Origin of the sequence: Psychroflexus sediminis (genome assembly GCF_900099815.1) — a bacterium.
GTDB classification, from domain to species: domain Bacteria; phylum Bacteroidota; class Bacteroidia; order Flavobacteriales; family Flavobacteriaceae; genus Psychroflexus; species Psychroflexus sediminis.
Genome location: NZ_FNCW01000001.1, coordinates 287,221 through 300,954, shown reverse-complemented (window position 1 = coordinate 300,954; position 13,734 = coordinate 287,221). Strand labels below are relative to the sequence as shown.

General features: G+C 40.2%; 12 protein-coding genes. 8 read left to right on the top strand and 4 right to left on the bottom strand.

The features are described from left to right. Window positions 1–11 precede the first annotated feature (11 nt). The 4 genes from porL to topA form a co-directional block, all read right to left on the bottom strand. Window positions 12–650, bottom strand: a complete 639-nt coding sequence (gene porL, locus BLP81_RS01355) for a type IX secretion system motor protein PorL/GldL (RefSeq protein ID WP_093364623.1) — start codon at window positions 648–650, stop codon at window positions 12–14. A gap of 24 nt (window positions 651–674) precedes the next feature. After that, window positions 675–2,033 (bottom strand): T9SS ring complex lipoprotein PorK/GldK, encoded by a 1,359-nt coding sequence (porK, locus tag BLP81_RS01350; protein ID WP_093364621.1) that lies wholly within the window; start codon window positions 2,031–2,033, stop codon window positions 675–677. A 75-nt stretch (window positions 2,034–2,108) separates the two neighbouring features. Then, window positions 2,109–3,260, bottom strand: a complete 1,152-nt coding sequence (locus BLP81_RS01345) for a formimidoylglutamase (protein WP_093364619.1) — start codon at window positions 3,258–3,260, stop codon at window positions 2,109–2,111. A gap of 15 nt (window positions 3,261–3,275) precedes the next feature. Next, on the bottom strand, window positions 3,276–5,831 hold the full coding sequence (topA, locus tag BLP81_RS01340; RefSeq protein ID WP_093364618.1) for a type I DNA topoisomerase: 2,556 nt from the start codon (window positions 5,829–5,831) through the stop codon (window positions 3,276–3,278). A 187-nt stretch (window positions 5,832–6,018) separates the two neighbouring features. On the opposite strand from topA, the gene miaB reads away from it, so the two are divergent. The 8 genes from miaB to BLP81_RS01300 all read left to right on the top strand — a co-directional run bounded on the left by miaB (window position 6,019) and on the right by BLP81_RS01300 (window position 13,627). Next, window positions 6,019–7,476, top strand: a complete 1,458-nt coding sequence (gene miaB, locus BLP81_RS01335; protein ID WP_093364616.1) for a tRNA (N6-isopentenyl adenosine(37)-C2)-methylthiotransferase MiaB — start codon at window positions 6,019–6,021, stop codon at window positions 7,474–7,476. Between the two features lie 13 nt (window positions 7,477–7,489). Continuing rightward, window positions 7,490–8,761: a sigma 54-interacting transcriptional regulator gene (locus BLP81_RS01330; protein ID WP_093364614.1), complete on the top strand. Its 1,272-nt coding sequence runs from the start codon at window positions 7,490–7,492 to the stop codon at window positions 8,759–8,761. Continuing rightward, the gene (locus tag BLP81_RS01325) at window positions 8,761–9,261 is read left to right on the top strand and encodes an LptE family protein (protein WP_093364612.1); all 501 of its coding nucleotides are present in this window, start codon (window positions 8,761–8,763) and stop codon (window positions 9,259–9,261) included. The genes BLP81_RS01330 and BLP81_RS01325 overlap by 1 nt, the downstream gene beginning before the upstream one ends. Further along, complete coding sequence (locus BLP81_RS01320; RefSeq protein WP_093364610.1) at window positions 9,261–10,031, top strand: hypothetical protein; 771 nt, start codon at window positions 9,261–9,263, stop codon at window positions 10,029–10,031. Before BLP81_RS01325 ends, BLP81_RS01320 begins: the two co-directional genes overlap by 1 nt. Further along, window positions 10,031–10,360 (top strand): preprotein translocase subunit SecG, encoded by a 330-nt coding sequence (gene secG / locus BLP81_RS01315; RefSeq protein ID WP_093364608.1) that lies wholly within the window; start codon window positions 10,031–10,033, stop codon window positions 10,358–10,360. Before BLP81_RS01320 ends, secG begins: the two co-directional genes overlap by 1 nt. A 131-nt stretch (window positions 10,361–10,491) precedes the next feature. Continuing rightward, window positions 10,492–10,767 carry a co-chaperone GroES gene (locus tag BLP81_RS01310; protein ID WP_093364606.1) on the top strand — a complete coding sequence of 92 codons (276 nt, stop codon included), beginning with the start codon at window positions 10,492–10,494 and terminating at the stop codon, window positions 10,765–10,767. Window positions 10,768–10,794: 27 nt separating this feature from the next. Continuing rightward, entirely contained in the window at window positions 10,795–12,426 is a 1,632-nt protein-coding gene (groL, locus tag BLP81_RS01305) for a chaperonin GroEL (RefSeq protein WP_093364604.1), read from the top strand. Window positions 12,427–12,640: 214 nt separating this feature from the next. Next, window positions 12,641–13,627 carry a 2-hydroxyacid dehydrogenase gene (locus tag BLP81_RS01300; protein ID WP_093364602.1) on the top strand — a complete coding sequence of 329 codons (987 nt, stop codon included), beginning with the start codon at window positions 12,641–12,643 and terminating at the stop codon, window positions 13,625–13,627. Window positions 13,628–13,734: the final 107 nt, after the last annotated feature.

The following is a 13,734-nucleotide window of genomic DNA, read 5'->3' as shown; positions in this document are numbered from 1 at the left end:
AGAAATTTAAATTAAGCCTTAGGCCTCATTGCACTCAACATTCCACCGTAAACCCCATTAAGAGAATTTAGGTTGGCAGTAAGAGATTCCATTTGTTCTTTCAGTCTACCGGCATTATCTGCGACAGCCTGGTTGACCTCTGCTTGCTTGGAAGCAGATTCGACTTGAACTTTATATAAATTATTCAAGGATTCCATTTGAGTAGCAGCTAATGTAAGCTCCTGACTATATTTTCTTTGGGATTCCATTGATTCTGTTGTAGGTTGTATATTTCGAGCAGCACCCTCGAAGTTTTTGATGCTCTCGCCTAAACTTTCCATCAGTTTAGAATCGATTTTGGCTTCTTTAAGCATTTCGTCTAACTTCCTGGATAAAAGTCCCTGCTCGTCTTCTTCTTTAGCGGATTTCCCTCTGGAAGAAGGATTTTCCTGAGCTAATTCCGGATAAACTTTAGACCAGTCCAGATCATTGTCAACAGGCTCAAATGCGGAAACCGCAAATACGCCTGCCTCTACTACAAGACCTATTATTAACATTAAGTTACCTGCCGGCCAGTGCATAATTTTAAATAATGCACCGATAATAACTATAGCCGCACCAAGACCATAGACCATATTCATTATTTTTTTTCCTGATTTTGAGTTTGCCATGATTTGAGATTTGATTGTTTAGTTTTATTTTAAATTTAAAGAATTACCTAAGAAATCCTGAACAGTTCTAAAGCCTATATAGCTCCTGGCAGAATCTGAATATTCATAATTTCTTGTGCTCACCTGTAAGTAATAGCTGACGTCTTTCCAGGATCCACCTCGGATGACTTTACGCTTGTTAGCGCTATTATTCACATTTGGACTTATAGAGGATATGTATTCGTACGAGGCAGGATCATAAGAGGTGTTTACCCATTCTGCGACATTACCGGACATATTATACAACCCATAATCATTTGGCTCATAGGCATCAGCCTCTACCGTATACAAAGCTTCATCGGCTGCATAATCCCCCCTGAAAGGTTTAAAGTTTGCTAAAAAACAAGCCCTGTCATCTTTGGCGTAAGGCCCACCCCAGGGATAGGTACCTCCTTCAATACCACCTCTGGCAGCATATTCCCATTCAGCCTCAGAAGGCAGTCTGAAAAAACTGATACTGGCCTCATCTTTCTTTTTTCTAAAGTCATTCAGGTATTTTGTTCTCCAGTTGGCGAAAGCCTTGGCCTGAGACCAGGTCACCCCAACCACGGGATAATCATCATAAGCGGTATGCGAAAAATAATCGTTGTGCATCGGCTCGTTGTAAGAATAATAAAAATCCTTGATCCAAACCGTAGTATCCGGATAAACCAGGACTTCTTTTTCGGTTATAAAACTTGTTCGATCGCCACTGTTTCGTGCTGCTGCGTCAATATCCATCGATTTATAAGTGTACTTAAACTGGGTGACATCAAGCATTCTGCGGCCATTATAAGACTGGTCATCAGACAAGTAAAATTCGTCCATAACGTACACGTAGTCTTCATCCGGATACTGAGAGGGATCCCAAATTATTTCCGGATTCCAGTTTATGGCTTGATCTAAGGGATCATAATGCCTGGAAAATTCTTCATAAGGCGTAAGCTCCTCATCATCATCACCTCCAGAATTTTTAAAAGCATAGCGTTGAATACCTTCTTCGTTTTCGCCAGCCTCTCCAGCTAACTCTGCTGCTTCAGCCAATTTTTGTCTGATGACAGAATCTCTTACGTTCTCGACAAACTGTCTATATTCTGCATTAGTGATTTCAGTTTCATCCATATAGTAAGAAGGAACAGTAACTGTCTTGGGAGGAGCATTTTGAACACCAGCTAAATCATCATCAGATTTCCCCATGATAAAAGAGCCTCCTTTTACCAGAACCATACCGTATGGTTTTTCAGGATACCATTTCTTCCCTTCTACTCCTACAAGCTGGCCTTGATCGCTTTTCCCACAGCTCATCACCAAAAAGGCTAGCAATAAGAAACAAAGACCTTTAGAAGATGTAAAATAAAGTTTCATAATTAAGTGATTAAATTCAAATCTTGTATACAAATAAACAATTTTTTTCTTAACAATAATTAATATCTAAAATATTTAGATATTGTTTTTATACTTAGCTTTCAGCCACCTATCCGGCATTACCGAAGAAGCTGCATCCAAATAATCCTGTTTGTCACAAGCTAATAACGAGGGTTTATGGTCATTATTATTCTCACTTGGAATTTTGATCCACCAACGCTCTGAAATCTCGCTTTTTATGAAAACCAAAACCTCATCCTGTATAGGAACATTATATTTGGTGAAATTAGCATTATTCTCTTCAACTTTCTCATTTAATCGCAAACTGAACCCCTCCATAAAATACCATAACATCTGAGAAATCAGATGAATCAGGCTTTCTGATTTCTGCATAGCCTGCAATTCATACATCCCAAAAGAAGTTAACTTGTCACTCATTCCAGCGTATCTTGCTAATTTACATAGGTCAAATGTACTGAATCCGTTAATATTAACATGACTTGAATCCGCAATTTCTGAAGATTTAACACAATAAATATCAATACTGAGCAAGTCCGTATCCCTTAAGATGGGTTCAGCCCTTGTAAATTCATGCTTGAGCTCGCCTAGTCTTAGGGCTTCAAAAAAAAGCTTTTCCATCAAATCGATTTCCTCCTGGGGCGATAAATAGGTTTGATAACCCAGATTGCAGTAGTTGAAAAGATTATAAGGCTCATCTATGATCATTTTTCCTACATAAGACTGACCATGCATAGGTAGATCAGAATTGCCTAAATCAAATTTATGGTCAACAGAAGTCAGGTTAACCATATAATTTATTTGATCATAAGCTCTGTACTGGTAAAATGTAAAATCCTGACTTCCGCCCAAAATTATAGGCAAGATGGACTTTTTGTAAAGCTGAGACAGAATGTTTTTAAAGACATAAGCTGTATCCGACACCTCATCCCCTTTACCTATATCTCCTAAATCTAAAATATTCAACTCCCAGTTTCCTACATACATAGCATATAACTGGGTTCTGATCTCATCAAAATAAAACTCAGACTTCTTCTTATAGACACTGTTTCGCGAATCTTTTACACATAGCACAGCAATCTGAGTGTTCTCGAAATGCTGTTCGTCGCCCTCGTAAAAACTTACAAAATTTGATAAAGTTTGTTTTGAAAAAGAGTGGATTACTTCCTGTAACTCAGAATTTACAGGTTCTAAAAATTCAAATGCCATTAATATTGATTAGGATTATTTTGATTTAGACTTATCAGATTTTTTAGATTTTGTAGCTGATTTCTTTTTGGTCGTCGTTTTTTTGGCTTTGGAAGCTGTTTTCTTTTTGGCAGGCGCTTTCTTCTTTTTGGTGTTTTTTTCAAGAATCGCTTCCGCTTCATCCAGTGACATCTCTTCTGCTTCAGTTGTTTTCGGGAGCTCTACCTTCGTTTTCCCTTTAGAGAGCTTATACCTGCCCCATCTCGCTTTCTCAAGCTTAATGCCTTCTGCTTCCCAGTGGTGAATTAATTTATCCTTTTCTTTCTGAATCTTATCTTCGATCAGCTCCACAATATCGTCTTCAGTAAGATTATCGAAATCGTATTTTTTGTTTACGTTGATAAACATGCCGTTCCATTTCAAATAAGGGCCAAATCGGCCTACACCTTTTTGAACACCTTTGTCATCGTAGTGATAAATAGGTTCTTCGGCTTTTTCTTTGGCTTTAATCAGTTCTACAGCACGCTCATAACTTACATCCAGGGGATCTTCTCCTTTTTCGAGGGAGACAAATTTCTTTCCAAAACGCACATAAGGACCAAACCGGCCAATATTGGTTTCCACTTCCTCGCCTTTATACTCCCCTAATTGTTTTGGAAGTTTAAACAGGTCCATCGCTTCTTCATAAGTCACAGAAGACAAGGTCTGGGAGGGTTTTAAACTCGCAAATCTGGGTTTTTCATCATCTTCCACAGAACCGATCTGAACCATAGGTCCAAATTTTCCTAACCTTGCGCTTACAGGCTTACCTGTTTCAGGATCTTCTCCAAGAATCCGCTCCCCTACTTCCCTGTCGGCATTGGCAGCAACATCCAATACATTGGGATGAAAATGGATGTAAAAATCCTTCATGACCTTGGTCCACTTGGCGTTTCCTTCTGCTATCTCATCAAAATCCTGCTCCAGTTTTGCCGTGAAATTGTAATCGAGAATGCCTTTAAAGTGCTTAACCAGAAAATCATTCACCACCATGCCCACATCCGTTGGGACCAATTTACCCTTATCGCTTCCTACTTTCTCTGAAAGCTCTGCAGTTGTGATTTCATCGTTTTTGAAAGTGTACTGAACATACTTTCGTTCAGTTCCATCTACATTCCCTTTTTCAATATATTTCCTGTTTTGAATTGTGGATATCGTCGGGGCATATGTAGAAGGTCTGCCTATACCCAATTCTTCGAGTTTTTTCACAAGTGCAGCTTCCGTATAACGGGAAGGCGGCCTGGTATAACGTTCAGTAGCCTGTATATAATCATTAATAAGGACCTCCCCCACTTTCATGGCTGGAAGCAAACCGCTCTGCTCTTCATCTTCATCATCCTTACCTTCCAGATAAACTTTCAGGAATCCGTCAAATTTAACAACTTCACCATTGGCTGAAAATTCAAGCTCGTCTTTATCGGATGAAATTCTAACATTGGTTCTCTCCAAAGCAGCATCACTCATCTGAGAGGCAATGCCCCGCTTCCAAATCAACTCATAAAGCCTTTGCTGATCGCGCTCGGCATCGATTTGATGCATAGCAAAATTAGTTGGTCTTATCGCCTCGTGAGCTTCCTGAGCGCCTTTAGACTTTCCTTTGTAATTACGCGCTTTGTGATAGGTATTCCCATAGGTGCTTTTTATTTCATCTTCAGCGCTTTGTTTGGCTTGCTGAGATAGGTTTACACTATCGGTTCTCATATAGGTAATATGACCGGCTTCATAAAGACGCTGAGCCATATTCATTGTTTTACTCACGGAAAAATAAAGCTTCCTGGCCGCTTCCTGTTGTAATGTAGAGGTTGTAAACGGAGGTGCCGGAGATTTCTTGGCCGGCTTTTTGGTAAGATCACTGACTTTGAAATTAGCCTGTTTTTGAGCTTCAAGAAAGGCTTCAACCTGCGTTTTAGACGCCAGGTTTTTAGGAAGTTTAGCCTTAAACCTCGCCCCCTCTTCTGTTTCAAACTCTGCATCCACCCTATAAAATACTTCCGGGCTGAAGTTTAATATCTCACGCTCACGCTCGACGATAAGCCTTACGGAAACCGACTGAACTCTACCTGCAGACAAGCCCCCTTTTACTTTTCTCCATAATATAGGAGACAACTCATATCCTACCAAACGGTCTAAAACCCGTCTGGCCTTCTGAGCGTTTACCAGGTTATAATCAATTTCTCTTGGGTTTTGAATCGCATTTTTAATGGCAGATTCTGTAATTTCTGAAAAAACAATTCGTTTGGTTTTGGACTCCTCTAGTTTTAATTCATCGGATAAGTGCCACGCAATAGCTTCTCCTTCTCGATCTTCATCACTGGCAAGCCAAACCGTTTCAGAATCTTTTGCCATCTTGGTAAGTTTCCTCACCACATCTTTTTTATCACTATTAACGACATACTTGGGCTTGAAATCGTTATCTACATCAACGCCAAGTTCTTTTGAAGGCAAATCTGCAATGTGACCAAAACTCGAGGCCACCTTATAATCTTTACCTAAAAATTTCTCTATAGTCTTAGCTTTGGCAGGAGACTCAACAATTACTAGATTTTTCGCCATTGGATATTATTTATAGTGCAAAAGTATACGATTTTTTGGATTTCAATTAAAAACATCACTAAAGTCCTTCCCTCAAAAACTCAAACTTAGTATTTTTATCCTTCATAATAAATTTTTAAAAGAACAAAATGACAGTTTGTCAGTCAAACCTTATCGTGTATCTTTGCACCAAATTACAAAGCTTTACATGGAGAAGATTATCGATGAAACTCTGCAGGGTCAAACCCTGGTAAAAGAAGAGAATAAAAGCAATTCTAAAAAACTTTATATTGAAAGTTATGGCTGCGCTATGAACTTTAGCGACAGCGAAATCGTAGCCTCCATCCTGGATAAACAGGGCTACAACACGACCAATAATCTGGCTGAAGCAGACCTTGTCCTCGTGAATACCTGCTCGATTAGAGACAAAGCGGAACAGACCGTAAGAAAGCGTCTGGAAAAATACAATGCCGTCAAGAAAGATAATCCTTCTATGAAAGTCGGTGTCCTCGGATGTATGGCAGAACGCTTAAAGCAGAAGTTCCTGGAAGAAGAAAAAATCGTGGATCTGGTTGTAGGACCTGATGCCTACAAAGATTTGCCCAATTTACTGGACGAGGTGGAAAATGGAAGAGATGCCATCAACGTGATTCTTTCCAAAGAAGAAACCTATGGCGATATATCGCCTGTAAGGCTTCAGAGCAACGGGGTTTCCGCTTTTGTTTCCATCACCAGAGGATGCGACAATATGTGTACCTTTTGCGTGGTTCCCTTCACCCGAGGCCGGGAAAGAAGCCGGGACCCCAAAAGTATTCTGGACGAAGTCAATGACTTATGGGCCAAAGGTTTTAAAGAAATCACTCTTTTGGGACAGAATGTAGACAGCTATTTGTGGTATGGCGGCGGCTTAAAGAAAGATTTCAAAAAGGCTACCGAAATGCAAAAGGCAACCGCTGTCAATTTTGCCAGCTTACTCGATATGGTCGCCAGAGCTCAGCCAGGCATGCGAATTCGCTTTTCAACTTCCAATCCACAGGACATGACGCTGGATGTTATAGAAATCATGGCTAAGCATCATAATATTTGCAACTATATTCATTTACCGGTGCAAAGCGGCAGCGATAGAATTTTGAAAAAAATGAATCGCTTACATACCCGGGAAGAGTACTTTAAACTGATAGACGATATCCGATCTATTATCCCGGACTGTGGTATTTCCCAGGATATGATTACCGGGTTTCCTTCAGAAACCGAGGAAGATCATCAGGATACCTTATCGCTTATGGAATACGTCAGGTATGATTTCGGTTATATGTTCGCCTATTCTGAGAGACCGGGAACCCTGGGCGCTAAGAAATTTAAAGACGACATTCCGGAATCTACCAAAAAGAGAAGACTACAGGAAATTATCGATTTACAGCAAAAACACTCTCGCCTGACCACTGAAAAACACCTCGGACAGGTGGAGGAAGTGCTCATCGAAAAGGAGTCCAAAAAATCTGACCTGCAATGGAGTGGCAGGAATACACAAAATACAACGGTTGTATTTCCTAAAGAAAATTACAAAGTCGGGGACTACGTGCTGGTGAAAATGAATGAATGCACAAGTGCGACTCTCATTGGTGAGGCCGTAGGTTATGGACCTATGCAATCCACTTTATCCTAAATAAAACCTGAGTATGGAATCAACACAAGCTGTCAAGCAGCGATTTGAAATTATAGGAAACGATGCGAGTCTCAACCGAGCGATTGAGAAATCCATACGGGTGGCTCCCACAGATATTTCGGTTTTAGTCACTGGAGAAAGCGGTGTTGGAAAAGAGAGCTTGCCTAAAATTATCCACGCCTTATCGCATAGAAAACACGCCAAATATATCGCCGTCAACTGCGGCGCCATCCCGGAAGGCACTATCGACAGTGAATTGTTTGGCCACGAAAAAGGCGCTTTTACAGGCGCCAATCAGGCCAGGGACGGTTACTTCAAAGAAGCCGATGGCGGAACCATTTTCCTCGATGAAGTTGGAGAATTGCCTTTGACGACTCAGGTGAGACTCCTGAGGGTGCTGGAAACCGGAGAGTTCATAAAAGTAGGCTCTTCCAAGGTTCAAAAATCCAATGTAAGGATTGTTGCTGCCACCAACGTGAATATGATTGAGGCGATCAAAGAAAATAAATTCAGAGAGGATTTATATTATCGATTGAACACCGTGGAAATTCATTTATCGCCTTTGCGGGAAAGACGCGGGGATATTCATTTGTTGTTCAGGAAATTTGCTTCGGATTTTGCCTTGAAATACAAAATGCCAACGATAAGGCTGTCCGAAAAAGCCATCAAAGCATTAGAAAATTGCAGCTGGCCCGGAAATATCCGTCAGCTCAAAAATGTCACCGAACAAATTTCAGTATTGGAAACCGAACGGGAGGTCGATGAAGCAACCCTGCTCCATTATTTGCCTAAAAGCTCTAATCTGCCCTCAGTAATTTCAGAAGAAAAAAAGGGAAAGAGCGATTTTAGCAATGAAAGAGAAATCCTGTATAAGGTACTCTTTGACATGAAAAATGACCTGAATGATCTCAAGAAGCTGACTTTGGAGCTCATGGAAAAGGAAAATGATGAAACCTTTAAGGAGGACAACATCAACCTGATTAAGAAAGTATACGGCGAAACTGCTACTGAAAAAGAATTTTCTGATGAATCTCATGAGGAGCAGTTGGAAATTTTGCAGTTTCCCAATCAAAAACAACCGAAAGAGACGGAACCAAAACTTGAAGATCCCTATGACTACGCCGAAGATATTGAGGAAGAAGAAACGCTGTCCTTACAGGACAAGGAGGTGGAACTCATCAAAAAGTCTCTGGATCGCCATCATGGAAAACGCAAGCCCGCGGCAGACGAACTAGGAATCAGCGAAAGAACCCTGTACAGAAAAATTAAGCAATACGATTTATAATGAAAATACGATTCCTTACAGCCCTACTCGTTCTGTTAAGCCTGCAATCCTGCGGGTATTACTCTTTTACCGGAGCAGATACCGGAAATGCTGAGACTTTTCAAGTCAATTTCTTTCAAAATAATGCTCAGCTGGTAGAGCCAGGAATAGATAGAGATTTCACATTAAGACTCCAGGATCTAATTCAAAATCAAACCAATTTGAGTTTGGTAAATGAGAACGGGGACTTGATTTATGAAGGAGAAATCACGAGATATTATATTGCTCCTATGACCGCGACTGCAGATAGCAGGGCGGCTCAGAACAGACTGACCATAGAGGTAAACGTCAGATTCTACAATACTTTGGACCCGGAAAAAGATTTTGAGAAGAGGTTTTCATTTTATTACGACTACCCCGCAAACGCCCTATTAACGGGAGCTGTAAGGGAAGAGGCTATCGAGGAAATATTTTTAAGGATAACACAGGATGTTTTTAATGCTTCACTAACCAACTGGTAATGGATAAAGAAACTCTACTCAATCTTATCAAATCTCCCATGCAATTCGAAACCAGAACTTTGAATTCCATAGATGAAGTCATTGAGCAGTACCCTTACTTCCAGTCGCTTTACGCTATAAAACTGAAGCTGTTAAAACATTATGGAAGTTTCCATTACAATAGATTTCTGAAAGAGACGGCAGCAAGAACCCAAGACAGGGCGGTACTTTTCGATTTTATCACTTCTAAAGAATTTTCTCAACTGGAAATTGCTAATCAAATTGATTTATTGATTGAGCACGAAAGAGCAAATACCGAATTTGAAATCAATGAGGAGCTGGCCACTCAAATAAACGATCCCGAGCTCTTTGTTGAGAAAGATCCGTCAAGCCTTGCAGAAACAGGCAGGCCTTTGGATTTTAATGCTTCTGAAACGCATTCCTTTAAAGAATGGTTGAAGCTCACTCAAATTCAGCCTCTGCAAGAAAAGAAAGAGGTCCGGGAACAGTTTACCGAGAATCCTCAGTTCCAGGTGATCGACGAGTTTATCAAAAACAATCCCAAAATTGTACCCACAAGATCTTATGAAACTTCCGAGAAAATAAAAGCGAGACACGAACCCTCCTCCAGCCTTATGACTGAGACTCTGGCTAGAGTTTATATAGAGCAGAAACGATATGACAAAGCCATTCAAGCATTTAAGATATTAATTTTGAATAATCCCGAAAAAAGTAGTTTCTTTGCAGACCAAATTCAAGAAATAGAAAGACTTAAAGAAAATAAATTATAATGAGTACATTTTCCATATTTTTAATCCTAATTGTAATCGTAGCCTTTTTACTAATCGTTGTCATCATGGTTCAAAATCCTAAAGGCGGCGGCTTATCTTCATCGTTTGGCGGTGGCGGCTCTCAGCAAGTCGGAGGCGTAAAACAAACCTCAGATTTCCTAGATAAAAGCACCTGGGCACTTGCTACCCTGCTTTTGATATTGATATTACTATCCAATGTAACTATCATAAACAACAGAACTGGTCAGGACTCTAAGTTGCTCGATGAAAATCAGGTTCCTGTTGAAAATACTCAACCCAACGATTTACCTCCTGTTGATCAGGAATAAAATAAGATTTTTATAATTAAAAATGCCAGCTTATGACAAGCTGGCATTTTTTTTTGCTTATTGACAGTTCTTTTCTATTGGCACACTTTTGGACTATAATTTAGAAAATTTAACCTAAAAACTTATTTATAATGGCAGTAAACATTAAACCCTTGGCAGATAGAGTGCTTGTAGAGCCTCAGGCCGCAGAAACCAAAACAGCTTCCGGAATTATTATTCCAGAAACAGCAAAAGAAAAACCTCAACGCGGTAAAGTGGTAGCTGTAGGAAGCGGAAAAAAAGACCATACAATGACAGTGAAAGTTGGAGATATGGTGCTCTACGGAAAGTTTTCAGGAACAGAACTCAAGCATGAAGATCAGGATTACCTCATCATGAGAGAGGATGACATCCTTGCAATCGTTTAATCATATAATCAACAAAAACTAAATAAAATGGCAAAAGATATAATTTTTGATATAGAAGCAAGAAACGGCGTAAAGAGAGGTGTTGATGCACTAGCTAATGCTGTAAAAGTAACTTTAGGACCTAAGGGCCGTAATGTGATTATAGGGAAATCCTTCGGAGCTCCTATGGTAACCAAAGATGGCGTAAGTGTAGCCAAAGAAATAGAACTGGAAGACCCGTTGGAAAACATGGGTGCTCAGATGGTGAAGGAAGTGGCTTCCAAAACCAACGATCTTGCAGGTGACGGGACGACTACAGCTACTGTACTTGCTCAAGCCATCGTAAAAGAAGGTTTGAAAAACGTAGCTTCAGGAGCAAATCCATTGGATTTGAAAAGAGGTATTGATAAAGCAGTAGAGGCTGTTGTTGCAGAATTGACAAAGCAGGCAAAAACCGTAGGAGACACTTCAGAAGAAATTAAACAGGTGGCTTCAATTTCAGCTAATAACGATGACCAAATCGGTGAATTGATCGCTGAAGCTTTTGGTAAAGTTGGCAAAGAAGGTGTGATTACTGTAGAAGAAGCCAAAGGAACCGAAACTTATGTGGACGTTGTAGAAGGTATGCAGTTTGACAGAGGTTACTTGTCGCCTTACTTCGTTACCGATAGTGAAAAAATGACGACAGATCTTGAAAATCCATATATTTTAATCGTGGACAAAAAGATCAATTCAATGAAGGATTTGCTTCCTGTATTAGAACCGGCTGCACAAAGCGGCAAGCCTTTATTGATTATTGCTGAAGATATAGAAGGTGAAGCTTTAGCTACACTTGTCGTTAACAAACTCAGAGGTTCTTTAAAAATTGCTGCTGTGAAAGCTCCGGGATTTGGAGACCGCAGAAAGGCAATGCTGGAAGATATCGCCATACTTACAGGCGGGACAGTGATTTCTGAAGAACGCGGATTTACTTTAGAAAATGCTACTCTTGACATGTTGGGAACTGCAGAAAACGTTACTATAGACAAGGATAACACAACTATAGTGAATGGTGCCGGAGAAAAAGACAACATCGTCAACCGAGTGAACCAAATCAAAGCTCAGGTAGAATCTACGACTAGCGATTATGATAAAGAAAAATTACAGGAACGCCTGGCCAAACTTTCTGGTGGTGTTGGTGTACTTTATGTAGGTGCAGCTTCAGAAGTGGAAATGAAAGAGAAGAAAGACAGAGTGGATGATGCCCTGCACGCTACACGTGCCGCAGTTGAAGAAGGTATTGTAGCCGGAGGTGGCGTTGCACTGATCAGAACTTTAAAAGCCCTGGAAGGTCTTAAAGTCGAAAATGCTGACGAGCAAACAGGAATCAACATCATCGCTAAAGCCATAGAATCTCCAATGAGAACCATTGTGGAAAATGCTGGGGGCGAAGCTTCTGTAGTTATCAACAAAGTACTGGAAGGCAATCTTGGTTATGATGCCAAAACAAATACTTTTGTAGATATGCTCAAAGCTGGTATCATCGATCCTAAAAAGGTCACGCGTATCGCTTTAGAAAACGCAGCTTCTGTTGCAGGAATGATTCTCACTACAGAATGCGCTCTTGTGGACATAAAGGAAGACGATAATGGTGGCGGCGGAATGCCACCAATGGGAGGCGGAATGCCCGGAATGATGTAAGCATCACCCATAAAACATAAATCTTAAGCCGTTTCTTTCATTAGAAGCGGCTTTTTTTTGAGGCCTATCCTGATTTAACTTAGTGATAACAGATCTCATGTCAGGCGTTTGACGAATCTTAGACCTGCTGTCGATATTTTATTCTAAAGTTATTCGAATCACAGTTTTCTAGCTTAAATTTGATGTCAAATCTCTCCGCAAAAACCTAAATCCTATGAAAGTAGCCTTTTTTAGCACCAAACCTTATGACAAAACCTACTTCAACGCTCACAACCAAACCCAGAATATCGTTTATTTTGAAACGCGTTTAAATGAGAATACCTGTAACTTGACAAGTGGTTTTGATGTGGTTTGTGTATTTGTAAATGACCACATAAACAGGCAGGTCATCAAGCTGCTTCATCAGCACGGTATAAAACTGATTGCCTTGAGATGTGCAGGGTTTAATAACGTAGACTTAGAAGCTGCAGATGAATATGGCATTAAAGTCTCTCGCGTTCCGGCCTATTCTCCAGAAGCCGTTGCCGAGCATGCCCTGGCCCTGATTTTGACACTCAATCGAAAAACTCATAAAGCCTATAACCGCGTTAAAGAATGTAATTTTTCTCTAACTAACCTGGTGGGTTTCAATGTTCATAATAAAACCATAGGGGTCATTGGCACAGGGAAAATTGGACAAGCCTTTTGTAAAATCATGAAAGCTCTGGGTTGTGATGTCTTGGCCTATGATCCTTATCCAAACCAGGCTTTGGAAAATTCAGGGGTAAATTACGTTGAACTGGATCATTTGTTTCGGAGAAGTGATATCATTTCGCTTCATTGCCCACTGACCGAGCAGACCAAACACATAATCAATGAAAACAGCTTAAAAGAATTAAAGCCCAATTGTATGCTGATCAATACCAGCCGAGGAGCTCTTATCGATACTGAAGCCGTTATTAAAGGCTTAAAAGAGAAACAAGTTGGTTATTTGGGTATAGATGTGTATGAGCAGGAAGAAAAGCTGTTTTTTGAAGATTTATCTGAACATATTATTGACGATGATCTGATCCTGAGATTAATAGGTTTCCCTAACGTGTTAATCACTTCGCACCAGGCTTTCTTAACCGAAGAAGCACTCAACGAAATTTCAAAATCGGTTTTAAGCGATATTTCTCAATTTGAAGAAAACCAGGAGTTGATCAATCCGGTTGAAATCTGAAAGGTGTAGATACTGCGATTCTTAAAACGCAAAGAAGCCAGACAAATGCTGCCGCTTAAGCAGGGCTGATTTTATATCAGTAAAAAAGCCAGACCAAATAAAATAGC